The following is a 25011-nucleotide window of genomic DNA, read 5'->3' as shown; positions in this document are numbered from 1 at the left end:
GCACTTGGCCTCGGGTGTACGCGTCTGCCGCTGATCGGAGGCGATTCTGGCGCCATCGACCGGACCGGCGCAGAATCGCATGCCTGCCTTGCGGGCAAGCTTTGAACGTGGGGGCGGTAATGTGACTCGGGGATACCTCGGGGTTGACGTAGGCTCAGTGAGCACTAATCTGGTTCTTCTTGGCGAGTCGGAGGAGTACATCGACTCTGTCTATCTGCGTACTCAGGGGAAGCCGATAGACGCTGTGAAGGACGGCATGCGCACGCTTGCCCATGCCCACCCCGACTTCTGCGTGCTCGGCGCTGGCACGACTGGCAGTGGCAGAAAGCTTGCCGGCGTTGTGATCGGAGCAGATGTCGTCAAGAATGAGATAACTGCGCATGCGGTGGCCGCCATGGCGGCAGCTCCCGATGTGCGTACCGTTATTGAGATAGGCGGGCAGGACTCGAAGATCATCGTATTGCGCTCTGGCATTGTGGTGGACTTCGGCATGAACACACTGTGCGCAGCAGGCACTGGGTCGTTCCTTGAGCACCAGGCACAGAGGCTTGGCGTTCCCATTGAGGAGTTTGGCGCTCTGGCATGCGCGGCCGACTCCGCAGTGAGAATCGCAGGAAGGTGCGCGGTCTTCGCGGAATCCGACGCAATTCACAAGCAGCAGGTGGGATGCTCCCTGCCTAGCATCGTGCGGGGTCTGTGCGAGGCTCTGGTGCGCAACTACCTGAGCAATGTGGCGAAAGGCAAGGATATCGCTGCTCCTGTCGTATTCCAGGGCGGAGTAGCAGCTAACATCGGAATGAGAAAGGCGTTCGAGGACGCTCTCGAAATGCAAATACTCGTGCCAGATCATTTCGATGTAATGGGCGCGGTTGGCGCGGCTATGCTGGCGCGGAGGCAGGCGGTGGATTCGCTTCGAGCAACTTCATTCGTGGGATGGGAGGCGACCGAGCGGAGGCACTCCACTGCGTCGTGGGAGTGCTGCGACTGCGCGAATAGGTGCGATGTGGTGGAGATCACTTGCGATTCAACGGTCATTGCCCGGTGGGGCGGTCGATGCGGGAAATGGGAATCAAGCTGCGTTGGGAAGGCGGCGCAGTGAACCAGGAGAGGCGCCCGGGGCGCCGAGTTGGGCGCTTGACAGGAGTCCGATCTGGTCATAAACTTTGATTATCAAACTATATGCTGCTGAAGGCTGCTGCGAATTGCGGGAAGAGTGTCGCGGCTCTGGATCAGGCGGCCTTCTGCATGGGCAGCGCAATGCTGCGAGAGGGAGAATGATCATTGAAGATGGCAGTCGTGACGGACAGCGTAGCGGACCTGCCGGCTTCGCTGTACCGCGAGAACGGGATCACTGTGGTCCCACTATCGGTGATATTCGGCGACGAGATCTTCCACGACCAGATCGATATCACATCTGAGCAGTTCTTCTCCAGGCTGCGCACGGCAAAGACGATGCCGAGCACATCCCAGCCGTCGCCCGCGGAGTTCATTGAGGTGTACGATAGGCTCATCCGAGAGTACGATTATGTCTTCTCGGTTCACGCATCCGCCAAGCTCAGCGGGACATTCCAGAGCGCAACTATAGCCCGCGATACTCTGGAGAGCGGCAAGATCGAAGTGATTGATACGGCAAACGCAAGCGCTGCCGAGGGTTTCGCGGCATTGGCTGGCGCTCGAGCTGTGAAGGCAGGGTTGGATCCTGCACGCGTGAGGGAAGCCATTCACTCGTCCATAGCCTCGACCCGGATTCTGTTCACTGTTGACACCCTCGAGTTCTTGCAGCGCAACGGTAGAATTGGCAAGGCCTCGTCTCTGCTCGGCACGCTGCTCGCCATCAAGCCCATAATCTCTGTGGCAGATGGCGTTGTTACGCCTGTTGAGAAGGTCCGGGGATCAGGGCGTGTTCTTCCCCGGGTGCTGGAGCTGATGGAAGAGTCCATGGGAGGCGCACCCCAGCCAATCAGAGTCGCCGTGCTCCACGCCGATGCGGAGGAGCGGGCGGCGCAGTGGAGCGAAGGGATCAGATTGCGATTCGAATGCGCCGAACTGTTTACTGCCCAGATAGGCCCGGTCGTAGGCACTCACGCTGGCCCAGGAACCCTAGGAGTGGTGTGGCGGCCGTACGAGGTGTAGAGATGTTGCGGCAATATCGCAGGAAAATGCGGCAGCAGTGGAAGAGGTATCGGCCTCTGCGGAAGAAGTGAACGCTTCGATAGAGGAGATGACCGCATCGGCGCAGAACCTGGCATCGATGGGCCATGATCTCCAGAAGCTATCCGGCCAGTTCAAGCTGGCCTAGCCCCGCGCCGACCGCTTCCGCTCAGTGCTGGACCGGGCGGCCTGCAGGGCCCAGAGACGATCAAGTTGGAGAGCGCAGCCTTTCTGGCTGCGCTTTTTCTGCGAAAGGGGCCAAGTCACCCATGGGGCACAGCATTGAGGTCAACCGGGCCGCAACGAGCAGATGGGCAGTGGCTGGTCTGAAGGCTGCTCTCGATATTCGAGGGTGCTACGGCGGTCCTCCGCGTCTGCCCATGCTCCTGCTAGGCGACGGGGATCGAGCGGAGCTTGAGCGAATCATCGGGCGGGTTTGCAGCCGAGTGTCAGGCGGAGCTGTATAGAATGGACCCACTGCGATACACGACCAGGGATCTGGTGCTGATCGCCCTGTTTGCTGCGGGAGGAGTGGCAGTGAAGCCGCTCATCATCCCAATCGTGCGCGTGGCTACGGCTCCATTTGGGCTTCCGACTGGCACGGTGGCTGGAGGGCTCTTCATGATGTGGCTCGTGATGGGTCGGGTGTTCACGGGCAAACCATGGGCTGCTACTCTCGTAGGCGTCGTGCAGGTGGGGCTTGCGTGGGTTTCTGGGACTCTTTGGCACCCGGGAGCCGCCATGATTGGGCTGTACGCAGCTCCGGGAGTAGCGGTGGATCTTGTGCTGTGGCGCTACACAGGCGGGCGCCTGCCGCTTTCGGCTGGCCTCCTGGCGGGCGCCGCAGCGAACGCCACTGGCGTGGGGCTGATGTCGTGGATCTACTATCGCCTTCCGCCGTTTGCGTGGATGGCGTCAACTGTTGGAGGCGCAGTTTCCGGAGCAGGGGGAGGTCTATTGGCGTGGGCGGTTGCACGCAGGATCTTCGGGATCATCAGGCAATCGCGGGATGAGTAGTTCACAGCCCATCGTGGACTGGCGCTCGGGCTGTGCTTGATGGTGTGGAGGGTGCACATGCGGGTTTTCGCAGTATCGGGGGTTCATCGTACCGGAAAGACGACCGCTGTTGAGCACATTGCCGCGGAGATGGTGCGCCGGGGCTATACGGTTGGCACTATCAAGAACATACACAAGGATGACTTCTCGATCGACAGGCCCGGAAGCAATACTGCACGGCATCGCACTTCCGGAGCCAGCGTGGTTGCGGCTATTGCTCCGCGCGAGACAGACATCATGATATACGAGAAGCTTCCCGTGCACGAAGTGCTCAGGTTCTACCACACCGACTGGGTGATCATCGAGGGCGGTCACGAGTGGCCCGTGCCTAGGATCATATGCGCCAGAACTGAACCCGACATAATCGAGCGTCTGGATGCGCAGACATTCATGGTGTGTGGTGAGGTTGCGGACTCGATGGAGTCGTACAACGGTATTCCAGTGATCGACGCTGCCAGGCGAGTTAAGGAGGTAGTCGATATGGCTGAATTGAGAGTCCCGGTTTACCAGGCAGAGTCGGCGGTCGGGCCGGGATCATGGGCTGGAGCAGTCGGCGATGAGGCCCTGGGCGCGCAGCCAGGCGTGGTGAGTTATGGTGCGCTGGTCTCCATTGATGGGCATGACCTCACTCTGGCGCCTTTTGTTCAGGATTTCGTGGCCAGGACCGTCCTGGGGATGCTCTCGTCGCTGAAGGGGTACGAACCTGGGCTCGAGGTGAAGATCGAGATAACGAGGGCATAGTCATGGCTGGTTTGACTGAGAGTGATACGTCTTTGGCCCTTCGATCTTTGCTTGGGGCTTCAGCACGAGGCGCAAGGGTAGTGACGGCCCTGCCATCCAAAAAGAGCAGGGCTTTTCTCATTGAGGCGGATGTTGGGGATCATGGGCCATGTCGCGAGGGGGACGCGTGGGCGCCTGCCAGCCTACGCCTAGAGCCGCTCGTCCTGAAGATATACCAGGCGCCGGGCCCTGCCGAACGGGAGGCGGCTGTTCTCGCCGAGCTTGCACGCGCGGGCGTGACGGCGCCACGTCTCGTGAAGGCTAGTGACATTGCTCTGCTCAGGAGCTACACTGTGGGCCCAGTTGCGCGCGATCTCCACTGCGGAACGGCCTTCACCCGCTCGCTCGCCAGATGGCTTCATCTGTTCCATCGAACGCTGGCACAGGGGGCGCCGCATCGCACTTGGCTTGTAGGGGACATGAACCTGGGAAACTTCGTAATCGATGTGGCCTGCGGGCAGGTGTGCGGCATCGATTTCGGCGACAGCCGAGAGGGCAATCCCATGGATGATGTGGGAGAGGGCTGCATGAGAATAGTGAGCCATAGACCTGGGTTTACAATGGATCGGTGGGCATCTGCCGTGGCTTTCGTTCGAGAGTACGGAGGCCTTGCGGGGGCAGAGGAGAAGGCATGCCGAGATGTCGTGCCCTTCGCAGTGCGGGCCTTCGAACGCATGTCGGTCTGGCGCGAAGATCGCGTGATGGCCGACATGGCGCTGGCATTTCCGCAGCTATGGGCCAGCGCCGTTGACTCCTGCGCGTCGGGCTAAACAAAACGGGCCTTCCGGCCGATAAAGGATTGGAGTGGAACGGAGGGCGTTTGTGCACATGAAAGTGGAGTTCATCAATCCTTTTGCGTCAGCGGTCGTCATGGTATTCCAGAAGGAGTTCGGCATGAACGTTATGCGCGAACAGCTCAACATGCACCTGTCGCCTGTTACAGGTGCGGATGTGAACACGATCCTGGGTGTGACTGGTCAGCTTGAGGGGCAGGTCATCTACACCTTCGACGAGGGAGTTGCTCTTCGCATTGCCGGTGCTCTGATGGGCGAGGAGTGCCAGGAGTTCGACGAGATCGCGAAGAGCGCGGTTGCGGAGCTCGGGAACATCATCACTGGAAATGCCGCCATCGGGCTGTCGGAGAATGGATACTCATGCGTCCTGACTCCTCCGACAATCCTCACGGGCAAGGAACTAATCATGACTACTTTCGCGCCCATACTCACTATTCCCTTTCATACCGACTTCGGCGCCGTCACAGTGCACGTGGCTCTCAGGGAGAAGTGAGAAATTCTTGCTCGGCTCGAGAAACAAAAGCATGATCTGATCGAGGGCGCCATGTCGAACTGGCGCCCCCGCCGCTTTTCAAGAGTGAGCCTACAATCCCGGATTCATCCACGCGTCGGTCATGGATGCAGCTCAGGGTTTGGTCCATCGGTGAGATCCGGGCTGCTGACGGGTGAACGACACAGGCGATCACGCATGGCATGAGTTTTGCTTGAATGTTGAACGGGGAGATAGGCCGGCGGTGGCGGCAGGCAGCGGTCGAACGCTCATCGCGGTCGATGTGAAGGGAGGTGAGTAGAACGCTTAGGGGGATCTACACTGCTGCGTCAGGGATGAAGTTCGCAGAGGCCATGCAGACGACTATTGCCAATAACCTGGCGAACTCTTCGACTCCTGGGTTCAAGCGCGATCTGGCAGTGGGAGAGTCATTCGCTGAGATGCTTGCCGGAGCGGGGAAGGCCCCCATAGGCAAGCTATCCACGGCGGCGTACGCGTCTGCCGTCTACTTCGATAGTTCAGCCGGGACGGCCTCGAACACAGATTGCCCGTTCGATTTCGCCATTGAGGGAGATGGCTGCTTCGCGGTGCAAACGCCTGCCGGGGAGCGGTACACAAGGGCGGGGAATTTCAGGCTCGATACTGAATCATATCTTTCCACCGCCGATGGCAATAGGGTGCTCACTACTGAAGGCCCTGTCGTTGTGGATGGCGCTCTGGAGGTTACAGCAGACGGGACGATCTACACAGGAGGGCGCGCCCGTGGCAGGTTTCTCATCAAGGTCCCGCTAGAGCCTGACGTCCTAACGAAGCAGGGCGCGAACCTATTCGCGGCAGAGGGTGGAACCGGAGGCATGCGCGAAGCGGCGCCGGGAGAGGCGAGGATCGTACAGGGAGCGGTGGAGCTTTCAAACGTGAACGTAGTTCGTGAGATGGTTCAGATGATAGCAGGGTATAGAGTGTTCGAATCACTGCAGCGCGCGGTCGTCTCGCAGGATGCGTGCCTCGACAAGGCAGTGAACGAAGTCGGAAGGGTAGGGTAAGCGGAACCAGCGCTACTCATTACTTGCGGCCGGACCGCGCATGCGGGGGCCGCTGGCTGCTGAACGACTGAGGCAGCCCATCATAAAGGAGGATAATCCCCATGATGAGGGCATTGTGGAGTGCGGCCACCGGAATGCTTGCTAAGCAGCTCGACATGGACGTTATCGCCAACAACCTGGCCAACCTGAATAGCGCGGGCTTCAAGAAGAGCCGCACCGATTTCCAGGACCTCATGTATCAGACCCTCAGGACCGCCGGAAGCACGGTCGCCGCTGGTTCTAAGGTCCCAACAGGCATTCAGGTGGGTCTGGGAACGAGGGCCGCGGCCATACAGAAGGTCTTCTCACAGGGAGACTTCGTCCAGACTGAGAACCCCCTTGACCTCGTGATCGAGGGAGATGGTTTCTTCCAGGTCCTCATGCCTGATGGTTCAACCGCCTATACCCGCACCGGGGCATTCAAAATGGATGCTGAAGGTCGCATCGTTACGTCTGATGGGTTCGTGATGCAGCCGGAGATCGTGATCCCAGAGGATGCCACCAACATCTCCATTGGCACCGATGGAACTGTGACAATCAAGAGAGCAGGAGCGGAAGATGCCGAGGAACTCGGCCAGATCCAGCTTGTCCGGTTTCTCAACCCAGGCGGGCTGACGTCGCTCGGTCGCAACCTGTACAAGTCCACAGCCGCATCTGGTCAGGCCGCGGTGGGGACTCCAGGTCTCACCGGAATGGGCACAATCGCACAACAGTTCCTTGAGATGTCGAACGTGAAGGTAGTCGAGGAAATGGTGAACATGATCATTGCCCAGAGAGCTTACGAGGTCAACTCCAAAGCGATTCAGACCTCCGATGAGATGCTGGCTACTGCCAACAACCTGAGGCGGTAATGTGAGTGAGGGCGGGAACTGGGGTTGATGGAATGCCGACTGCTCCACGCACTACTGCGCTCATTGGAGCGATGGTGCTATTGGGCATGCTCGTGGCGGGCGCTGCGCATGCATCGCCTGCTCCTCTCGGGGCAGCGGTCGCTTGCGCACTGGAGCCCGGAGAGACCAGCGCTTCGGTTGCGATGATCATTCAGCTGGTGAGCCCGGCCGTTGCAGGCGGGCCTCAGATAATGCTGGGCGACATCGCCCAGATCCATGTGGCAGACGAGTCGCTCAAGGCAGAGCTCGAGCGTGTGGAGGTTGCACCGGCGCCTCTCCCAGGCGCCGTCCGCAGGGTTAATATCGGGCAGATACAGGTGCGCATGAGGCAGAGGAGGCTCGACCCTGCGATGTTCACCTTCGTCGGTCCGCCGGAAGTGACTGTGGAAGCGGCCACGTTCCTCGTGGAGGCGTCTGCGGTTGAGCGGGCGGCAACTCAGGCGCTGATCGCGTCTGCGGATTATGTGCTGTCGGAGCAGGACGTGGCTGTGGTTCGCAACGACGCGCCCCAGGGCGCCAGGGTGAGCCTTGGCAGTGTGCGGCTTGATGCGCGTGTCGCTGCCCCGGGGGCGGATGGAGTCAACCCGCGGGCTGATGTGAAGGTGCTCGTGGACGGAACATTGATGCGAACCGTCTCGGTATGGCTCAGGATAACGGCTGCACCCGTTGTGGTCAGGCAGTCAGATGTTGCGCTTGTGGTCGACACAGGCGGGGTTCAGGTGGCCGTGCCAGCCGTAGCGCTGGAGGATGGGCGGCCAGGGCAGAGGATCAAAGTGCGCAACACCGCATCTGGAGTGGAGGTTGTCGCTCGCGTTGTGGATTGCCGCACTGTGCGAGCAATCATCGGTACGCAGGGGGGTCAAACACAACAATGAAAAAGAAAGCATCATTTTGCCAGGTGAATGGCTTCCGAAGGACCGCGATTCGGCGTGCGGCAACGACCGCGTTCGCTATCGCAATCGGCCTCCTCGCTCTGGTAGGCACTGTATCGGCTCAGTCGCTCTACAAGGCGGCTGATTCGCCGTTCACATCCATGTTCTCCGATTATAAGGCCCGTCAGGTCGGGGATCTGCTCACGATAATCGTCTCAGAGGCGTCGTATGCTCAGAATCGCACCCAGACTCAGACTGGCAAGGCAATCGGGGTGGATGCCAAGCCAGGCTTGGGGCTCTTCGACTTTTTGCCCCTCGCCAGGCTCGACTTGGGGGATTCCTCGAAGGACTCCACCCAAACCAGCCGCTCGGGCAGGCTAACCGGGATCATGACGGCGGAGATCATCGAGGTGCTGCCGAACGGGGATCTGAAGATACGTGGCGCCAGAGAGGTGTCGGTGAACAGGGAGAAGGAACAGATGACCGTGGTGGGGACAGTGAGGCAGCGGGACATCTTGCCCAACAACACGATATCCTCATCAATGGTAGCCAATGCGGAGATCGCGTTCTCTGGCGCCATCTACACTGGTGAAAAGGGCGGGGTATTCAAGACATTATGGGACGGCCTGGTCACGGTGTTCAACTGGATCTTCTAGCGGGGGGTGCGGACATGCGCACATGGCGAGTTTTCGCTGGGTTGATACTGGTATGCCTCGTGTTTGGGGCGAGCGTCGGCGCCGCAGGGCTGGAAGAGCCAGCGGTTTCGGCATCTACGGGGGCAGTTCCCACGGGGGCAGTTCCCGCCGAGACGGCGCCAACTGGGGTTATGCCTGCTGCATCCCCAGTCAGCGGTGTGACTGTGCGGGTGAAAGACATCACCCGAGTGTACGGCGTCCGCGGTAACCAGCTTATCGGGTACGGGCTGGTTGTGGGCCTTCGTGGGACTGGCGATTCAAAGAGCACTCCTTTCACTTCCCGGTCCCTCGCAAACATGCTTGAGAAGTTCAAGATCACAGTCGATCCGCTGGAGGTCAAATCGAAGAATGTGGCCGCAGTGATGGTCACGGCTACCCTACACCCGTTCGCCAAGCCGGGAGACCTGATTGATGTGTCAGCATCATCTGTCGGTGATGCGAAGAACCTGCTCGGCGGGGTCTTGCTCATGACCGAGCTCTCTGGCGCCGACGGGCAGGTGTACGCAGTGGCTCAGGGGCCAATCAATGCAGGAGCGGATTTGCTCCCCACTGTTGGCCGGATTTCCGGCGGGGCAACTGTCGAAGGGTATGTTGAGATGCAGATGATCACGAGCGATGGCCTACTCCTTCTCTCGTTGATTAACCCGGACTACGCCACAGCTTCCAGAATCGCCAAGGCCGTGTGCGACAGGTTCGGAGAGAACGTAGGCGCTGCGCTGGACGCGGGAACGGTGCGGGTTTCCGTTCCGGAGCCTCTCAGAGACATCCCCACGCCGTTCGTCGCTGAGGTGGGAGCGCTTGAAGTATCTCCTGACGCGCCTGCCAAGGTGGTGTTCAACTCGCGTACCGGGGTAGTAGTGATCGGTGGGAATGTGAGGGTCAGCCCTGCGGCAGTCTCGTACAACGGCTTCAGTGTGAAGGTGGGCGAGGAGAGTGATCTCGGCGCCGGTGGAGTTCTCGGCGGAAGCACCGTGATGCTCGAAGCGGGGTCCACAATACAGGCTCTCATCACTGCCCTAAACTCCGTTGGCGCGAGGCCGAAGGATATTATGAGCATCATGGAGACTCTACGGGCAAGCGGAGCGCTTCAGGCAGAGCTTCAGGTGATCTGAACCGGAGGTGTGGGGTTTGGCTTATCCGATTTCGGCAGTGACAGCCGTTTCCACGGCGAGGCCCGCTGACGCGATGTTTGGGCATAGCGCAGCATCACTTCATCCGACCGAGCCAGGTACGGCTGTGTCTGACTCGGTTGCGGAGGAACGTAAGCTCGATCAGGCATGTGAGGATTTCGAATCGGTCTTCATCGAAACGATGCTCAAGTCCGCCAGAGCCTCGCTGCCCAAAGATGGGCTCTTTTCGTCGGAGGCAGAGAACAACATGAACGAGATGCTCGATTCAGAATTGGCCCAACAGATGGCCAGGGGGAGTGGGATCGGCCTCGCCAAGTTCATCAAGGAGGACGTTCTCCGCAAGAACAGGCAGGTGAGACCCTGTGCCTCTAGATAATTGCAGCAGATGCGGCAAGCTGTTCAACAGAGTGGGGCGTTCGATATGCTCTGAGTGTATGCAAAAGGAGCAGGACGAATCCGAGAGGGTGCTCGGCTACCTCAGGAAGCACGGGGACGCGACTATCGACGAGATCGCAGATGCGACTGGAGTGGATGAAAAGATCATCCTTCATCTCATGCGGCAGGATCGTGTGAGGGTGTCGCCGCACAGCCTTGGACTGCACTGCAGGGCGTGTGGAACCCAGATAACCTCCGGTGCATATTGCGCATCGTGCGCCAGCAAATTCCGACGGGAGCTTGCTTCCACCGGTGCAGCAGGTGCGCTGGATACCAGGGGCGTGTCCGATGAGAGCGGCAGGGCGCGCAGTGCCTTGACGCGACGTGATTCAGAGGAATCTGGAGCACACGGTTCAAGTGCAGTGCGAATGGTAAGCCCAGAGCGGCGGCGGGACAAGTAATCTGAACCCCTGATTCCCGGCCTAAAGTAATCGAATGGCCATGCCGATAACCAAGTCAGAACGACGGTGAGGTGATGGCCATGAAGGTCTCCGGGAGCCGGGGCTTTGATCCTGTTAAGCTATACTCCCAGACCGCAAAGAGGCCGGAGGGCGCAGGCGCGCGCCAGGGCGCAAAGGCCGATGAGGTATCCATCTCCGAGCAAAGCAAGGAGATTCACCGTGCCATGCAGGCCCTATCGTCCGTGCCAGATGTGCGTGTGGAGAAGGTCGAGAGCGTCCGCGCAAAGGTTGACGCGGGCGCCTATAAGGTCAGCGGCGAGGAGATTGTTCGCGCCCTCTTCGGCCGGGCCATGCGGCGGGGTGACCTCGATGAGATACGCAGAGGATCTGACGAGACTTCTTGAGCAGGAGCTCAGCCTGTATTCAGAACTCCTGGCGGCGACGCGGGCACAGCAGTCCGTGATAACCGGGGGCGACGTAGCTCGACTGGCGGAACTGGTGGCACGGGCAGAGGGGACGATCCGGAAGCTCAGGGATGTAGAAGTCTCCCTCGTTGAACTGGCACGAGAGTTCGCGACCGAGGCTTTGGCAGTTACTGAAGACCCGGAGTCAGCCATGGCTGCCCTCCTTTCATCTTTAGATTCGGGAGAGGCGGCGAATGTGGCCACACTGAGGGATGGCATCGGCAGCACTCTCTCTGACATCGCGTCAGACAATGCAGTCAACGCGGAGCTGCTGCGTGACTCCCTGGCCTACATCGAGAACACCATGAAGATGATCGCTCAGGCAGATGGCACGAACTCCATCTACAGTCGCCTCGGTGTGATGAACCGGCAGGCAGCCACGGTAGCAGTGGATGACAGGGCGTAGCCCGGGTCTACCAGATAGGGTGATCGGGCTGGCGCGCCAGGAAGGGGGAGGAGCGTTCGATGTATTCGTCGTTCTTTGGACTTGAGACTGCCCGAAGGGCGCTTTTTGCGCAGCGAGCCGCGATAGACATAACAGGCCACAACCTTGCGAACGCCAGCACCCCAGGCTACCGTCGGCAGCGTGCGCTTCTCGTGGCCACACCCCCGGCAGCCGGAGGGCTAGCCCCTGGAACAGGGGTAACAGTGGCGAGCATTGAGCGCATGCGTGACCAGTTCGTAGATACTCAGATCCGAAACACACTGGCGTCTCTCGGACGGTGGGAAGCCCGTAACGGAGTGCTCGAGGAGATGCAGGAGGTATTCAAGGAACCCAGCGACATCGGGCTCTCTGCGATGATGGACCGGTTTTGGATCTCCTGGCACGAGCTTTCCGGGGCGGCCAGGGACCCGGGCAGGCGCACCAGCATACAGCAGGAAGGCGCCTCTCTCGCCTCTGCCTTCAACCTCGCCTCTACCCAGCTGAAGGAGATGTCCGACGATATCCAGCGGAACATCGGCGCCATGGTCGGGAGGGTGAACGCGACAGCTGCGAACATTGCGTCGATCAACCGGGAGATCATCCGCGGGCAGGTTGTGGGTGAAAACGTGAGCGACCTTCTCGACAGACGTGACCTCCTCGTTGAGGAGCTAGCGTCGGATGTGGACGTGACGGCGGTCGAGGAGAGCAACGGGGCCGTGAATGTCACGGTCGGTGGTCGGATGCTGGTGGCAGGCCCGGAGAGCCGGGAGATCTCTCTCGAGACTCCGATCACTGGCGGGCGTGTCAAGGGGCTTCTTGAGGCGGCGAACCAGGTCATCCCGAGCTACCTTCGGCAGATCGACGATCTGGCGGATGGCGTCATAGCAGCGGTGAACCAGATCCATCGCAGCGGATTCGACATTGAGGGCAATCCAGGCGGGGATTTCTTCGAGGGCCATGGCGCCGGAGGGATCAGAGTGGCGCAGGCGATCGTGAACGATTCCGGGAAGATCGCCGCCGCCGATGCTGCTGGGAGCCCAGGAAATGGGAAGAATGCCCTGAAGATTGCGCAGCTCAAAGACGTCCTCACCATGAATGGTGGAATAGCCTCGTTCCGTGATTTCTACGGGGGAATGATCACAGGGCTGGGTTTGGATACCCAGGAATCCATAAGGTCGAGTGATGTGTATGCTGGGGTCCTCGATCAGCAACACATGCGGCGCGAGGCCGTGTCTGGAGTGTCGCCAGACGAGGAGTTGCTGGAGCTCATCAAACACCAGGCGGCCTATGATGCTGCATCACGCCTGGTTAACGTCATGGACGAGATGCTGGATAGGCTCATCAATGGTACCGGACTAGTCGGCCGGCGTTAGGGGTGTAGGCCATGCGGATCACTAACAACGTGATGATCGAGAGGTCGATACGGAATATCAACTCCGCGTTTCAGCGTTACCAGATGATGCAGGAGCAGGTAGGCTCCGGTCGTCGCATCAATCGGCTCTCTGATGATCCGCACGGCGCAGCCAAGGCCGTGAGGCTGCGATCCGCGCTCAGAGGGGCTGATCAGCATAAGAAGAACGCCGAGAACGCCTCAACAGAGATCACAGCTTATGATGATACTCTCGATAAGATCGGGAACATCCTGAACCGAACACGGGAGCTGGTTGTGCGAGCTGGCACTGATTCCGTGACTCCAACGGAGCGGCAGGCAATCGCAGTGGAAGTGGGGCAGCTCTTCGAAGAGGTCGTGCAATCCGCGAACTCAATGCACAACGGGCAGTACATGTTCGCGGGCCATCAGGGAATGGAACCTCCGTTCGAGGTTCTTGGCAACCCACCCACAGGTGTGATCTACCGGGGCGATGCTGGCAAGAACACTGTCGAGGTGGGTCCCGGAGTAGTGCTCTCCCCGAATCTCACCGGGGACGAGGTATTTGTGAACGGGGTCAACCTGTTCGATACTTTTCTTACCGTCGAGAACCACCTGAAGAACGATAATGTGCAGGGCCTTTCCGGTTCCGACCTGTCGGCTGTCGATGCGGCCATGGACAAGGTGCTGAGATTCCGGGCCGAATTGGGAGGAAAGGGAAACCGGCTCGAGCTCGTAATCAACAGGCTGGATAGCGACAAGGTCTCCCTTACGGAACTCCTCAGCAAGACAGAGGGGGTCGACTTCACCGAAGCGGTGATGCGCCTATCCGAGCAGGAGATCGTGTATCACGCAGCACTCGCAGCAGCAAGCAAATCAGTTCAGAGTGGACTGCTCCAGTATCTCAGGTAGGGGGGATGGCGCAATGGATCAGGCGATATCCGGCGATGAGATGCAGCTGGTAGTGTTCGAGCTTGGCGGGGAATCGTATGGAGTGGACATTTCGAGGGTGCAGGACATCAACAGAATGCAGGAGATCACCCAGATTCCGCACGCTCCTGAGTCGGTGGTGGGGGTGATCAACCTGCGCGGGTGGGTCATACCAGTCATCGACCTTCGGATGAGGTTCGGCCTTCCCGGGGTGGAGCACACCAAGTCGACGCGCATTGTAGTAGTGCGGATGGGTGAAACATCCATCGGCATGATAGTGGATGCAGTGTCGCAGGTGCTCAGGATCTCCGCAGATGTGGTTGAACCTCCGTCGCGGGTCCTTGCGAGTGTGGACTCGAAGTACTTGCGAGGGATTGCGAAGCTCGGGGAGAAGCTGGTGGTCCTCTTGGATCTGGACTTCGTGCTCTCAAGGCGTGAGCAGGAGTCGATAGGTGAGGCCGTGGCTGAGGCTCTATAGGGGGCATCGGACAAATGATTCAGTTTCCGGGCATGACGGCTGATGACATTAAGGTGTTCCTAATTGAAGCAGATGAACAACTTCAGATGCTTGAAGATGGCCTCCTAGCGTTAGAGCAGGGTCGGCATGATGAGACGGTAATCGGTGATCTATTCAGAGCTGCCCACACACTGAAAGGCTCATCGGCGACGCTGGGGCATGAGAAGATGGCGGAGCTGACCCATGCCATGGAAAGCGTACTGGACGGAGTCCGTAAGGCGCAGATGGCCGTGACCCCGATGATGATGGATACGATGTTCGAATGCCTCGATATCCTAAGAGTACTGAACCGCGAGATCTCCTCAGGGCAGGATAGTGGGGCTGATGTATCTGGCCTGATCGGCCGCTTGCTGGATCTTGTGGCGTGCGCTGAGGGCGGTCGCTCAGCCAATTCTGAGGGCATGACACCTGGAGCCGATGGCGCCAAGTGCGCATCGACTGCTGCAGAATGCGAGAAGGCGGCGGAAGGTGTGGCCGATGCCATGGCTGGTGCTGCGCGGCTTGATGTTTCCTTCACTGCGAACTGCCCGATGCCTTCGGTCAGGGCATACCAGGTGGTCGACAGGCTGTCCTCATTGGCGCGGGTGCTCTGGACTGATCCAGCTATGGACCGCGTTGAGGCCGGCGTGGACATGGGCGCCATCGTAGTGATGGTGGAGTGGCATGAGGAATCCACCGCAGAGCTGGTTGAGGCTGCAAAGAGCATCAGCGATGTGGAGACGGTGACCGTCTCGAATGGGTCGCAGCTTGAGATGGGCGCAACGATAGCGGAGGCTGCAGCTGCTGCTTTCCCGGCAACGCCGGTGGAAAAACAAGCCACGACTGCCCATCAGAGCACGGGAAAGGCATTGGGAGCAGGCGCCGCTTCGAAATCCACGACGGTGAGGGTGGATGTGGCGCGGCTCGACACGCTCTCCAACCTCGTGGCTGAGATGGTGATAGATCGCACCCACCTTGCGCAGCTCGAAAGCAAGCTTGCAGAAAAGCACGGAGGAGACGAACTCGTATCAGAGTTGAACCGCACCTCCACTCACATAGGGCGGCTCACAACGGAGCTTCAGGAGGCAATCAATAAGGCGAGGATGCTGCCAATCGACAACGTTTTCAAACGATTTCCGCGAATGGTTCGGGATCTCGCCCAGAAGCATGGCAAGGAAGTCGACTTCATCGTGGAAGGCGAAGATACTGAGCTAGATCGTTCTGTCTCGGAGGAGATAGGCGATCCCATAATCCACTTGCTAAGGAATGCCATCGGCCACGGCATTGAGACTCCGGCAGAGCGTATTGCAGCCGGAAAACCGCAGCGCGGCACTGTGAAGCTCTCAGCGTTCCACCAGGAGAACTACATAGTGATCCAGGTGTCAGACGATGGCCAAGGAATCGATACAGAGGCGGTTAAGGCGTCCGCAGTTAGGAAGGGCCAGATCAGCGAGGAAGCCGCGGCCCGGCTATCAACAAAGGACGCAATGAACCTGATATTCGCACCGGGCCTGTCAACTGCTGAGGTTGTGGACGAGGTTTCGGGCCGGGGCGTGGGAATGGACATCGTCAGGAAGAACATCGAGAGGTTGAACGGCAGCGTAAGCATAGATAGCGTGCCGGGTAAGGGCGCCACGTTCACAGTGAAGCTTCCACTGACCTTGGCCATCATCCGTGCGCTTCTGGTGGCCCTGGTCAACAGGATGTATGCGGTGCCGCTTGCGTCTGTGGTTGAGATCAGGAGAGTTGAGCTAGGAGATATCCAGAGTGTTCGCGGGCGTGAGGCGATCCTGCTCAGGGGCGAGATCATACCGCTGGTGTGGCTTTCCGATGTGTTCTCAGTGCGCGAGGCATCGGAAGACCGGACAAGGCGCATCTTCGTTGTCATAACCTCATCACATGAAGGACAGGTGGGTCTGGTAGTTGACTCCTTGGCCGGGGAAATGGAGATTGTCATCAAGAGCCTCGGCTCGTATATCGGCAGCATCTCCGGGGTATCGGGCGTCACAATTCTCGGAGACGGTCGTGTGGCGCTTATTGTGGACGTTCCGAGCCTCGTGAGGAGAGTCGTGGAGGAGCGAAATGCAGAATAGCGACAATGTAATAGCCCTTCTCAAGCTCGCATCCGCAGAGTTAGCCCGGGCCGGACAGGCCATGGCAGCGGCGCCGACCAAGAGGCTCGCGCAGGTTCAGGCACAGGAGCCGATTGTCGGAGATTCTCAGGAAAATGCGGGCGTAGACGGAGTCGTGTCGATTGGCATGGGCGGACTGCACGTTACCGCGGACTTCGATTCGGTGCTTGTCGCCTACGGCCTCGGGTCCTGCGTCGGGGTCGTCATTCAGGATCCGGAGACCAGGATCGGCGGCATGGCCCATGTGGTGCTGCCAACGAGCTCACTGGGATCCGGTGAGAACGAGGTAGCGAGGTACGCAGACTTGGGCGTAGGAAGGCTCGTGGGGGAGACGGTTCGTAGAGGCGGTTCCCGTGGCAGGCTTCAAGCGAAGATCGCCGGAGGCGCCAGGATGTTCGATGTGCCCGGGCAAGGCGCCGGGCTCGACATCGGCGCCCGAAACGCGGAGGCTGTGAGGGCGGCGCTGCTGGAGGCGGGAGTGCCAATTGTAGCAGCCGATGTCGGAGGAAGCAACGGACGGACGATGCGGTTCCATGTGGGCGCAAGGAAGGTGTATGTGCGTCTGCCCGGGATGACCGAACGCGAGCTCTAGGATCACTTGGGGGTGTGAGCTGGTGTCCACTGTGATGGTTGTTGATGACGCTGCCTTCATGCGCATGAGGTGTGCAAAACTGCTCAGCCAGAATGGGTACGATGTGCTGGAGGCGGAGAACGGACTCGATGCATTGGAGAAATACAGGGAGCATAAGCCAGACGTGGTGTTAATGGATATCACCATGCCGGTCATGGACGGGCTCACTGCACTCAAGGAGATCCGTGAAGCCGATCCTGGCGCCAAGATAGTGATGGTGTCGGCCATGGGGCAGCAGGCCATGGTGATTCAATCGATTAAATCGGGGGCGAAGGACTTCGTGCTCAAGCCGTTCGAGCCTGATAAGGTCCTGTCCTCCGTGAAGAAGCTGGTTGGCTGATGGGTCAGATATCTGTGCTCGTTGCGGATGACTCCGCCTTTATGCGCAAGATCATATCGGAGATGCTTTCCTCCGACCCAGAGATCTCGGTGGCTGGAACAGCGCGAGATGGGGCTGATGCCATCGCAAAGGCGAGGACCGTGCGCCCGGATGTGATCACTCTAGACGTGGAGATGCCTGTCATGGACGGGCTGTCGGCTCTCCCAGTGCTCGCGGGGGAACTGGGAATTCCAGTCGTGATGCTCTCATCGCTGACGCAGGCAGGCGCGGAGGTCACCATACGGTCCCTGTCTCTCGGTGCAGTGGACTTCGTGCCCAAGCCATCGGGCGCAATATCTCTCGATATTGAAAAGGTCCGGGATGAGCTGCTTGCGAAGGTCAGGGCAGCGGCGGGCGTGTCTCGCAGCAGGGTGCGGGCGCTAGTGCGAGAGATGCGAACGCCGGTGGGGGCCCAGGGAGGATCGGGAGGCCCTGGACGGGCTGGGCTGGTTGGGCCGGCTGGGTCTGCCAACGGGCCGAAGTCGACAGCGACGAGCGAGGCGACTGCCCTGCGTCCGGGGGCGACGGTTGCGGCCAAAGAGGCAAGGCCACGAGGGGCTAAGGCCAGAGCCGTGGTGGTGATAGGCACATCCACTGGTGGGCCTAGGGCGCTCACTCAGGTAGTGCCCTTCCTCCCGCCGAATTTGCCTGCGGGAGTTCTTGTAATCCAGCACATGCCGGCCGGGTTCACGAAGTCCCTGGCGGATCGGCTTAACGACACATCTCGAATCAAGGTTGCCGAGGCGCAGGGCGGGGAGCTCATAACTGAAGGCGAGGCCTTAGTCGCTCCGGGCGGATATCACATGCTAGTGAAGCCCGATGGAACAGTGGCCCTCGATTCCAGCCCTCCTATGCATGGAGTGCGCCCGGCAGTGGACATGACTATGAACTCAGCTGTTGACCTGTTCCGAAACAAGACGGTCGGGGTGATCATGACCGGTATGGGCTCCGACGGCGCCGATGCCGCGGCAAGGGTCAAGAGGCTCGGCGGCAAGACCGTAATCGAACACGAATCAACCTGTGTTGTATATGGAATGCCCAGATCGGTAGTTGAAAGAGGAGACGCGGATCGGATAGTCCCACTTCCAAAGATCGCCGATGAGATAGTAGACGCTGTTCTATCATTGTAGCTGCGAGGTATTTGCCGATGAGTATTGCAGCAGAGATTGCAGTGGATCCTGCGGACTATGAGGTGTTCCGCAGGAAGGTTGTGGCCCTCACAGGCATCGACCTGGGCCTATACAAGGCCCAGCAGATGCAGCGGAGAATCGCCGGGCTGATGGACCGGGCAGGCGCGTCGTCATTCACGGCCTACGGACAGTTGATCGAGAGAGACAAGCGCGAGCTCGACAAGTTCACTGATTATATAACCATCAATGTATCGGAGTTCTTCCGGAACCCCGAGAAATTCGCGGAGCTTGAGCAGAAGATCATCCCCATGCTTTTGCAGCAATCGCCGAATCTATCTGTTTGGAGTGCGGGTTGCTCAAATGGAGCAGAAATCTACTCCGTAGCGATGATACTGGACTCTGTGGCGCCGAAAGGCTATCACAGGTTGCTTGCGACAGACCTGGACACCGGGATAATGTCGAAGGCTGTGGCTGGAGTGTATGGGTCGGCTGATGTTCGGAATGTTTCGTCTGTCCGGCAGGCCAAGTACTTCACAGTGTCCGGAGACAACTACGTGCTTTCATCGCAGATCAAGTCGAAGGTGCAGTTCAAGATGCACAACCTCTTGGCCGACAGGTTCGACCGAGGGTTCGACTTGATACTATGCAGGAACGTCGTGATCTACTTCACTGAGCCTGCGAAGCAGGAGCTGTACCGCAAATTCCAGGCAAGCCTCAAGGATAACGGTGTGCTGTTCGTGGGCGGGACCGAGACGATCCTGAACGCCCGAGATATCGGGCTTTCCGCTGTTTCATCGTTCTTCTACAAACGTGTTCCTAATTGGAAGGAAGCTGCAGTGCAATGAGAAAGGTCGGAGTGGAGCATGCGAAGCCGGGGATGAGGCTCGCCGAGCATATCTACAACGAAGCAGGGGTGATTCGGGTACAGGCGGGAACGGCGCTCACCGATGTGCTCGTAACCCGTCTCGCCGAATTCGGAGTGGCCGAGGTGGCCATAGAGGATCCGCGCGTCGACGACTTGAGCGTGGTGGAATCGGTGCCGCGGGCGGTGATAACTCAGGGCAGGGAGATACTGAGGGCACTCCACGAGAACCTGCGTGCTGCCGGCGCCGTGGAGAAGACCTCGCTTCCTTTCGACGACCTCCTGGGCCTGGTGCACAGCATAGAGGAAGGGCTGGCTTCGGCGGGGCAGGGCACTGTGGAGATCACTCCGGTTGCCAGGGTGGAGGATTGCCCGTATCTGAACCCGATCAACGCTGCGGCCCTCGCGATGTTCGTGACCGAGAAGGCGGGGCTTCCCAAGCGTGTCGTGGATGTGGGGCTCGGGGCTCTGCTGTGCGATGTTGGCATGGTATTCGCGGAGGAGCAGGAGAAACATCCGGACTACTCACTGAGGGTTCTCAGGCAGGACGCGAGGTTCTCCGCTTACAGCAGGGCGATTGTGTTTCAGCACCACGAGAGGCACGATGGGAGCGGGTTTCCGAGAGGAATTGCTGGGAATGACATCGACCCACTAGCGAGAATCGTGTCGGTTGCCGATACATACTGCAGCATCATATCAGAGGGAAACCCAATGGGTGAGCGGCTGAGCCGACAGGAGGCCTTCGACTACGTAACGAGCACCGCGGGGTTCGAGTTCGACCGCACAACTGTAATGGGCGTCATGCAGTACGTGGCCCCATATCCGGTTGGCACTATGGTGAAGCTTAACGGCGGCGAGAAGGGCGTAGTGACGCGAGTCTACAAAGGGCTCACTACACGGCCCACGGTGCGAGTATTCTACGAGGCGGACGGATCAGAGGCGCTCCAGATGCGGGAGATCGTGCTGGCAGCGGCGGAGAATCAGACGGTGTTGGTAACAGAGGTTCTGAGAGACTGAGTGCGCCTGGAGGGATGAGCATGGAGGTCAACAGCAGCAGGTTTGGGATGCTATCTATTGATGAGGATAGCATCATCACTTTTCCCCGTGGACTGCCTGCGTTCGAGGAGACGCGGAGCTTCTTCGTGTTGAACCATTCAGGCGGCGCCAACCTCATGTGGCTGCACTCCGCCGACAATCCCGAACTTGCCCTCTTGGTGATCGATCCATTTCTCGTCTTCGCAGGCTACGAGCCGGACATCCCAGATGAGAGCCTGGCGGAGATCGGAGTGAAATGCCCCGAGGATGCGCTCGTGCTTGCAGTGGTGAGCGTCAGGGGGCATGAGGGCAAGGCAGACGGTTCGGTGAGCGTAACCGCGAACCTCGCGGCGCCGATCGTCATATCTCGGAGCAGGCGCCAAGGAGAGCAGGTGGTGCTCAGGGGCACGGAGTACTCGACGAGGCATGGGGTTGTTGGCTGTGGGAAGCACGATCAAGTTGCGGGGGAATGAGCCTTCGATGCGGTTGCATCGATGACACACATGGGAGTGGAAGGATGGAGGCGTAAGCCTCCTCCTCGTCTTGATAGGGGGTGAAACAGAATATAACAGCGGACTTCCACATGGACGTGGATGATCTACAGAATTTGACAAGGAGGTAGGACCCGTAATGAGAATCAACCATAACCTTTCTGCTTTGAATGCATGGAAGAACCTTGTGACGAATGATGATGGGCAGAACAAGACTTTAGAGAAGCTGTCGAGCGGCGTTAGGATAGGGCGGGCAGCCGACGACGCAGCGGGGCTGTCCATCTCAGAAAAGATGCGCGGCCAGATCAAGGGCTTGAATCAGGCGTCGAGGAACGCACAGGACGGAATCTCGCTCCTGCAGACCGCTGAGGGCGCGCTGGGAGAGACCCATTCGATCCTGCAGAGGATGAGAGAACTTGCGGTGCAGTCGGCTTCAGACACTGTGACTGACTCCGATCGTGCAGAGATCCAGAAGGAGGTCAATGCACTTAGGAATGAGGCCGACAGGATCTCCACCGACACTGAGTTCAACACTCAGAAACTGCTTGAGGGCAACTTCACGAACAAGACCGTCCACATTGGCGCAAACGCTGACCAGAGCCTGAAGGTGAACATCGGAAACATGGACGCGAAGGCGCTTTCGGTGGACTGGGTGTTCGGCGCAGATGCATCGCACAAGAATGTGTTCGAAGGCAAGCTGGCCGTGTACGGGACTCCAGATTACACGGGATTCGAGGGAGCAGCAACGGCGAAGGTCGTTGTCGCTGCAGGAAACTTCACGGTTCAGCTGCTCAAGGCGGATGGCACGGACGTTGGCGCTGCATCAGCTTCGACAGCTGTAACTGCTACTGTCGCACATGCAGGCCTCACCTTCGGGGCGGCAGATACAGGCACGCTGAAGGATGGCGACACGATCATGGTCGACCTAAAAGGCGGCGTCGACGTGTCTACCCAATCCTCCGCGAACGCTGCGATTACCAAGATCAACGATGCCATCAATACAGTCTCAGGCGAGCGCTCCAAGCTTGGCGCTATCCAGAACAGGCTTGACCATACTATCGCCAACCTGGCCACATCGAGTGAGAACCTGACGGCTGCCGAGTCGCGAATCCGCGATGTGGACATTGCAGTCGAGATGATGAGCTTCACCAAGTATCAGATCCTGAGCCAGGCTTCCACGGCTATGCTCGCGCAGGCGAACCAGAAGCCACAGGCGGTGCTTCAGCTGCTCAGGTAATCTGACCGGCAATGGCGTGAACCAGAACTGGGGCGGCGCGGTCGCCCCTTCTTGATCTGGTTCACGTGTTTTCGTGCGTTGCGGCTGCCTTCGGGCACATGCCCTAGGGCAAGTTCTTGCCCCTAAATGTGGACGAACATATGCCGATAATGTGATCAGAAGATAGTCCTGCAGGGGAGGTGTTGGACCGAGACGGGATGCGGCAACGACGACCTCAAGGGACGCTCTGACGAGATCAAAATGCTGATCTGCAAGGATGCGGGTCGCGAAACGACAAGGAGGTAAACAGAATGAGGATCAACCACAACCTATCCGCGCTGAACGCGTGGAAGAACCTGGTCACCAATGACGATGGGCAGAACAAGACCTTGGAGAAGCTGTCGAGCGGTCTTCGGATCGGCAGGGCGGCTGATGACGCAGCCGGACTATCGATCTCGGAGAAGATGAGGGGACAGATCAAGGGGCTGAACCAGGCATCCCGAAACGCCCAGGACGGGATCTCGCTCCTGCAGACGGCTGAGGGCGCGCTCTCAGAGACTCACTCGATCCTGCAGAGGATGAGAGAACTCGCAGTGCAATCCGCGTCCGATACGGTGACCGGCGAGGACCGCTATCAGATCCAGAAGGAGATGGATGCGCTCTCCTCAGAGATTACGAGGATCGGCAACACCACCGAGTTCAACACCCAATCTCTTCTCACCGGCGGGTTCGCCGACAAGACCATCCACATCGGCGCGAACGCAACGCAGAACCTCAAGGTGACTATTTCCGACATGCGTTCCACTGCAGTAGAGATCAACGTGGCTGCTGGAACCACCTTCGACAACCAGTCAGCAGTCAGGACCGGAGGTGCGGGCACTCTTTCGATGAAAGGCAAGGCCACGGGGTGGAACGCGGCAACTGTGGCTCTCAATGTGTCCGTGGTCGACGTGGGAGCCGGAGACCTGCAGATAAGATTCAGTGAGCGCGACGCTTCCGGCGCTGAGGCAGCCACCGGCGATGTGGATATCGCCAACACCGGCACTGGTACGGTGACCCGCTTTGGAGTCGACTTCACATTCGCCGGAGGCACGGCTGGGGCTGCGTTCAACGGCATCGCGATCTCCAACACTGGCGGCGGGATTGATGTAAGAACCCAGGGCAATGCGAACACCGCCATCACTCAGATCAACACTGCGATTACGTATGTGTCGAGCGAACGTTCCAAGCTCGGCGCGATCCAGAACAGGCTCGACCATACCATTGCGAACTTGGCGACGTCGAGTGAGAACCTGACGGCCGCAGAGTCGCGCATCCGCGATGTGGACATTGCAGTGGAGATGATGAGCTTCACGAAGTACCAGATCCTAAGCCAGGCTTCCACCGCGATGCTCGCGCAGGCGAACCAGAAGCCCCAGGCGGTGCTGCAGCTGCTCAGGTAGGCTAAACCTCCTCGGTGACATGCCGATAATGGGATCAGAAGTGAGTATCGCAGGGAGGCGTTGAGCCGAGACAGGATGCGGCGACGACCGCCCTGTGGGGCGCTGCGGAAGAAGACCAACATGCTGGCCTGCATGGATGCGGGTCGCGAAATGACAAGGAGGTATGACTTAGATGAGAATTAACCACAACCTCTCCGCGCTGAACGCGTGGAAGAACCTGGTCACCAATGATGACGGCCAGAACAAGACCTTGGAGAAGCTGTCGAGCGGGTTGAGAATTGGACGCGCAGCCGACGATGCGGCTGGGCTGTCCATCTCGGAGAAGATGAGGGGCCAGATCAAGGGGCTGAACCAGGCATCGCGAAACGCCCAGGACGGGATATCCCTTCTTCAGACGGCTGAGGGAGCTCTAGGTGAGACCCATTCAATCCTTCAGAGGATGAGAGAGCTGGCTGTGCAGTCCGCATCCGACACTGTGACGAACGCTGACAGGGGCGAGATCCAGAAGGAAGTCGACGCCCTTGCGGTGGAACTGAACCGAATAGCTGGCACCACCGAGTTCAACACTCAGAATCTGCTGGCTGGCAATTTCGAGGGCAAGACCGTCCACATCGGCGCGAACGCGGGGCAGAGCCTGACAGTTGACGTGAGCGACATGAGCGCGAAGGCCCTGGGAGTGCACCAGAACAGGAATCTCGGGGCCAACTATGCAGGTGGTCTGCAGGTTGGCGGCGACAAGCTCAGGCTCTTCGGCACGGTGAACACAGCGGGAACCGAAGTGAACGCAGTGCAGGTGAGAGTCACCATAACCGATGCCACTGCAGGCGCCGAAATCGCGAGGCTTGACTGGCTTGACACCGCCGGGAATGTTCTGTCAACCGATTTGGGCCAAACCGTCGGGGTCTCAGGCGGCGACACAGAGAATGGCGTTACGTTTGAGCAGGGCACTGTGGCAGTGGCTCTCAACGATGCCTGGACCGTTGATCTCATGAATCAGGGCATCGACGTATCGTCGCAGACCAATGCCAACTCCGCAATTACGACGATCAACAGTGCGATCAACACGGTGTCGGGCGAGCGCTCGAAGCTTGGTGCGATCCAGAACAGGCTTGATCACACCATTGCCAACCTGGCCACATCGAGTGAGAACCTGACGGCGGCCGAGAGCCGCATCCGTGACGTCGACATCGCAGTGGAGATGATGAGCTTCACGAAGTACCAGATCCTGAGCCAG

30 protein-coding genes are annotated in these 25011 nt (G+C 59.2%); all 30 read left to right on the top strand.

The features are described from left to right. Positions 1-121: 121 nt before the first annotated feature. Positions 122-1099: an acyl-CoA dehydratase activase gene (locus tag VB144_01755; protein MEA4882381.1), complete on the top strand. Its 978-nt coding sequence runs from the start codon at positions 122-124 to the stop codon at positions 1097-1099. A 188-nt stretch (positions 1100-1287) separates the two neighbouring features. Next, positions 1288-2133 (top strand): DegV family protein, encoded by an 846-nt coding sequence (locus VB144_01750; GenBank protein MEA4882380.1) that lies wholly within the window; start codon positions 1288-1290, stop codon positions 2131-2133. Between the two features lie 37 nt (positions 2134-2170). Next, positions 2171-2299, top strand: coding sequence for a hypothetical protein (locus VB144_01745; GenBank protein MEA4882379.1), 129 nt, complete (start codon positions 2171-2173; stop codon positions 2297-2299). 121 nt (positions 2300-2420) lie between these two features. Continuing rightward, positions 2421-2618, top strand: coding sequence for a hypothetical protein (locus VB144_01740; GenBank protein MEA4882378.1), 198 nt, complete (start codon positions 2421-2423; stop codon positions 2616-2618). A gap of 1 nt (position 2619) precedes the next feature. Next, a complete protein-coding gene (locus VB144_01735; GenBank protein MEA4882377.1) occupies positions 2620-3168 on the top strand; it encodes a hypothetical protein in 549 nt (182 codons plus the stop codon). Between the two features lie 57 nt (positions 3169-3225). Beyond that, positions 3226-3948: a molybdopterin-guanine dinucleotide biosynthesis protein B gene (gene mobB / locus VB144_01730; protein MEA4882376.1), complete on the top strand. Its 723-nt coding sequence runs from the start codon at positions 3226-3228 to the stop codon at positions 3946-3948. Positions 3949-3950: 2 nt separating this feature from the next. Then, positions 3951-4757, top strand: coding sequence for a hypothetical protein (locus VB144_01725; GenBank protein ID MEA4882375.1), 807 nt, complete (start codon positions 3951-3953; stop codon positions 4755-4757). Positions 4758-4815: 58 nt separating this feature from the next. Beyond that, on the top strand, positions 4816-5274 hold the full coding sequence (locus VB144_01720) for a chemotaxis protein CheX (protein MEA4882374.1): 459 nt from the start codon (positions 4816-4818) through the stop codon (positions 5272-5274). Positions 5275-5564: 290 nt separating this feature from the next. Beyond that, positions 5565-6314: a flagellar hook-basal body protein gene (locus tag VB144_01715; GenBank protein MEA4882373.1), complete on the top strand. Its 750-nt coding sequence runs from the start codon at positions 5565-5567 to the stop codon at positions 6312-6314. 101 nt (positions 6315-6415) lie between these two features. Further along, complete coding sequence (gene flgG, locus VB144_01710; GenBank protein ID MEA4882372.1) at positions 6416-7204, top strand: flagellar basal-body rod protein FlgG; 789 nt, start codon at positions 6416-6418, stop codon at positions 7202-7204. A 5-nt stretch (positions 7205-7209) separates the two neighbouring features. Continuing rightward, complete coding sequence (locus tag VB144_01705) at positions 7210-8118, top strand: flagella basal body P-ring formation protein FlgA (GenBank protein ID MEA4882371.1); 909 nt, start codon at positions 7210-7212, stop codon at positions 8116-8118. Next, entirely contained in the window at positions 8115-8771 is a 657-nt protein-coding gene (locus tag VB144_01700) for a flagellar basal body L-ring protein FlgH (protein ID MEA4882370.1), read from the top strand. Before VB144_01705 ends, VB144_01700 begins: the two co-directional genes overlap by 4 nt. Positions 8772-8785: 14 nt before the next feature. After that, positions 8786-9922, top strand: a complete 1137-nt coding sequence (locus VB144_01695; protein ID MEA4882369.1) for a flagellar basal body P-ring protein FlgI — start codon at positions 8786-8788, stop codon at positions 9920-9922. Between the two features lie 16 nt (positions 9923-9938). Continuing rightward, positions 9939-10316 (top strand): rod-binding protein, encoded by a 378-nt coding sequence (locus tag VB144_01690; GenBank protein MEA4882368.1) that lies wholly within the window; start codon positions 9939-9941, stop codon positions 10314-10316. Continuing rightward, on the top strand, positions 10303-10776 hold the full coding sequence (locus tag VB144_01685; GenBank protein ID MEA4882367.1) for a hypothetical protein: 474 nt from the start codon (positions 10303-10305) through the stop codon (positions 10774-10776). The genes VB144_01690 and VB144_01685 overlap by 14 nt, the downstream gene beginning before the upstream one ends. 80 nt (positions 10777-10856) lie before the next feature. Beyond that, a complete protein-coding gene (gene flgM / locus VB144_01680; GenBank protein MEA4882366.1) occupies positions 10857-11180 on the top strand; it encodes a flagellar biosynthesis anti-sigma factor FlgM in 324 nt (107 codons plus the stop codon). Then, positions 11146-11646 carry a flagellar protein FlgN gene (locus VB144_01675; protein ID MEA4882365.1) on the top strand — a complete coding sequence of 167 codons (501 nt, stop codon included), beginning with the start codon at positions 11146-11148 and terminating at the stop codon, positions 11644-11646. Before flgM ends, VB144_01675 begins: the two co-directional genes overlap by 35 nt. 59 nt (positions 11647-11705) lie before the next feature. Then, complete coding sequence (flgK, locus tag VB144_01670) at positions 11706-13037, top strand: flagellar hook-associated protein FlgK (GenBank protein ID MEA4882364.1); 1332 nt, start codon at positions 11706-11708, stop codon at positions 13035-13037. Positions 13038-13048: 11 nt separating this feature from the next. After that, complete coding sequence (gene flgL, locus VB144_01665; GenBank protein ID MEA4882363.1) at positions 13049-13945, top strand: flagellar hook-associated protein FlgL; 897 nt, start codon at positions 13049-13051, stop codon at positions 13943-13945. Between the two features lie 13 nt (positions 13946-13958). Next, entirely contained in the window at positions 13959-14441 is a 483-nt protein-coding gene (locus VB144_01660) for a chemotaxis protein CheW (protein MEA4882362.1), read from the top strand. A 14-nt stretch (positions 14442-14455) separates the two neighbouring features. Beyond that, positions 14456-16552, top strand: coding sequence for a chemotaxis protein CheA (locus VB144_01655; GenBank protein ID MEA4882361.1), 2097 nt, complete (start codon positions 14456-14458; stop codon positions 16550-16552). After that, complete coding sequence (locus VB144_01650; GenBank protein MEA4882360.1) at positions 16542-17183, top strand: chemotaxis protein CheD; 642 nt, start codon at positions 16542-16544, stop codon at positions 17181-17183. The genes VB144_01655 and VB144_01650 overlap by 11 nt, the downstream gene beginning before the upstream one ends. A gap of 19 nt (positions 17184-17202) precedes the next feature. Next, the gene (locus VB144_01645; protein MEA4882359.1) at positions 17203-17562 is read left to right on the top strand and encodes a response regulator; all 360 of its coding nucleotides are present in this window, start codon (positions 17203-17205) and stop codon (positions 17560-17562) included. After that, on the top strand, positions 17562-18731 hold the full coding sequence (locus tag VB144_01640) for a chemotaxis response regulator protein-glutamate methylesterase (GenBank protein ID MEA4882358.1): 1170 nt from the start codon (positions 17562-17564) through the stop codon (positions 18729-18731). Before VB144_01645 ends, VB144_01640 begins: the two co-directional genes overlap by 1 nt. A 17-nt stretch (positions 18732-18748) precedes the next feature. Continuing rightward, complete coding sequence (locus VB144_01635) at positions 18749-19576, top strand: protein-glutamate O-methyltransferase CheR (GenBank protein MEA4882357.1); 828 nt, start codon at positions 18749-18751, stop codon at positions 19574-19576. Further along, positions 19573-20610, top strand: a complete 1038-nt coding sequence (locus tag VB144_01630) for an HD domain-containing phosphohydrolase (protein ID MEA4882356.1) — start codon at positions 19573-19575, stop codon at positions 20608-20610. Before VB144_01635 ends, VB144_01630 begins: the two co-directional genes overlap by 4 nt. 20 nt (positions 20611-20630) lie before the next feature. After that, positions 20631-21101, top strand: a complete 471-nt coding sequence (locus tag VB144_01625) for a flagellar assembly protein FliW (GenBank protein ID MEA4882355.1) — start codon at positions 20631-20633, stop codon at positions 21099-21101. Positions 21102-21258: 157 nt separating this feature from the next. Further along, positions 21259-22356, top strand: coding sequence for a flagellin (locus tag VB144_01620; protein ID MEA4882354.1), 1098 nt, complete (start codon positions 21259-21261; stop codon positions 22354-22356). A 290-nt stretch (positions 22357-22646) separates the two neighbouring features. Continuing rightward, positions 22647-23777, top strand: a complete 1131-nt coding sequence (locus VB144_01615; protein MEA4882353.1) for a flagellin — start codon at positions 22647-22649, stop codon at positions 23775-23777. Positions 23778-23949: 172 nt separating this feature from the next. Continuing rightward, on the top strand, positions 23950-25011 hold a 1062-nt coding region (locus VB144_01610; GenBank protein ID MEA4882352.1), incomplete at its 3' end, for a flagellin.

It is taken from the genome of Clostridia bacterium (assembly GCA_034926675.1).
GTDB lineage: Bacteria > Bacillota > DTU025 > DTU025 > DTU025 > JAYFQW01.
The sequence above is the reverse complement of the archived record's forward strand: the minus strand, read 5'-3'. Positions and strand labels throughout refer to the sequence as shown.

What these genes read in the sequence shown, in the direction of transcription:
- flgM (MEA4882366.1), top strand. Translation starts at nt 10,857, where the DNA reads ATGAAGGTCTCCGGGAGCCGGGGCTTTGATCCTGTTAAGCTATACTCC.
- VB144_01700 (MEA4882370.1), top strand. Translation starts at nt 8,115, where the DNA reads ATGAAAAAGAAAGCATCATTTTGCCAGGTGAATGGCTTCCGAAGGACC.
- VB144_01720 (MEA4882374.1), top strand. Translation starts at nt 4,816, where the DNA reads ATGAAAGTGGAGTTCATCAATCCTTTTGCGTCAGCGGTCGTCATGGTA.
- VB144_01735 (MEA4882377.1), top strand. Translation starts at nt 2,620, where the DNA reads ATGGACCCACTGCGATACACGACCAGGGATCTGGTGCTGATCGCCCTG.
- VB144_01725 (MEA4882375.1), top strand. Translation starts at nt 3,951, where the DNA reads ATGGCTGGTTTGACTGAGAGTGATACGTCTTTGGCCCTTCGATCTTTG.
- flgL (MEA4882363.1), top strand. Translation starts at nt 13,049, where the DNA reads ATGCGGATCACTAACAACGTGATGATCGAGAGGTCGATACGGAATATC.
- VB144_01640 (MEA4882358.1), top strand. Translation starts at nt 17,562, where the DNA reads ATGGGTCAGATATCTGTGCTCGTTGCGGATGACTCCGCCTTTATGCGC.
- VB144_01740 (MEA4882378.1), top strand. Translation starts at nt 2,421, where the DNA reads ATGGGGCACAGCATTGAGGTCAACCGGGCCGCAACGAGCAGATGGGCA.
- VB144_01635 (MEA4882357.1), top strand. Translation starts at nt 18,749, where the DNA reads ATGAGTATTGCAGCAGAGATTGCAGTGGATCCTGCGGACTATGAGGTG.
- VB144_01625 (MEA4882355.1), top strand. Translation starts at nt 20,631, where the DNA reads ATGGAGGTCAACAGCAGCAGGTTTGGGATGCTATCTATTGATGAGGAT.
- VB144_01655 (MEA4882361.1), top strand. Translation starts at nt 14,456, where the DNA reads ATGATTCAGTTTCCGGGCATGACGGCTGATGACATTAAGGTGTTCCTA.
- VB144_01650 (MEA4882360.1), top strand. Translation starts at nt 16,542, where the DNA reads ATGCAGAATAGCGACAATGTAATAGCCCTTCTCAAGCTCGCATCCGCA.
- VB144_01620 (MEA4882354.1), top strand. Translation starts at nt 21,259, where the DNA reads ATGAGAATCAACCATAACCTTTCTGCTTTGAATGCATGGAAGAACCTT.
- flgG (MEA4882372.1), top strand. Translation starts at nt 6,416, where the DNA reads ATGATGAGGGCATTGTGGAGTGCGGCCACCGGAATGCTTGCTAAGCAG.
- VB144_01750 (MEA4882380.1), top strand. Translation starts at nt 1,288, where the DNA reads ATGGCAGTCGTGACGGACAGCGTAGCGGACCTGCCGGCTTCGCTGTAC.
- flgK (MEA4882364.1), top strand. Translation starts at nt 11,706, where the DNA reads ATGTATTCGTCGTTCTTTGGACTTGAGACTGCCCGAAGGGCGCTTTTT.
- VB144_01615 (MEA4882353.1), top strand. Translation starts at nt 22,647, where the DNA reads ATGAGGATCAACCACAACCTATCCGCGCTGAACGCGTGGAAGAACCTG.
- VB144_01630 (MEA4882356.1), top strand. Translation starts at nt 19,573, where the DNA reads ATGAGAAAGGTCGGAGTGGAGCATGCGAAGCCGGGGATGAGGCTCGCC.
- mobB (MEA4882376.1), top strand. Translation starts at nt 3,226, where the DNA reads ATGCGGGTTTTCGCAGTATCGGGGGTTCATCGTACCGGAAAGACGACC.
- VB144_01695 (MEA4882369.1), top strand. Translation starts at nt 8,786, where the DNA reads ATGCGCACATGGCGAGTTTTCGCTGGGTTGATACTGGTATGCCTCGTG.
- VB144_01675 (MEA4882365.1), top strand. Translation starts at nt 11,146, where the DNA reads ATGAGATACGCAGAGGATCTGACGAGACTTCTTGAGCAGGAGCTCAGC.
- VB144_01660 (MEA4882362.1), top strand. Translation starts at nt 13,959, where the DNA reads ATGGATCAGGCGATATCCGGCGATGAGATGCAGCTGGTAGTGTTCGAG.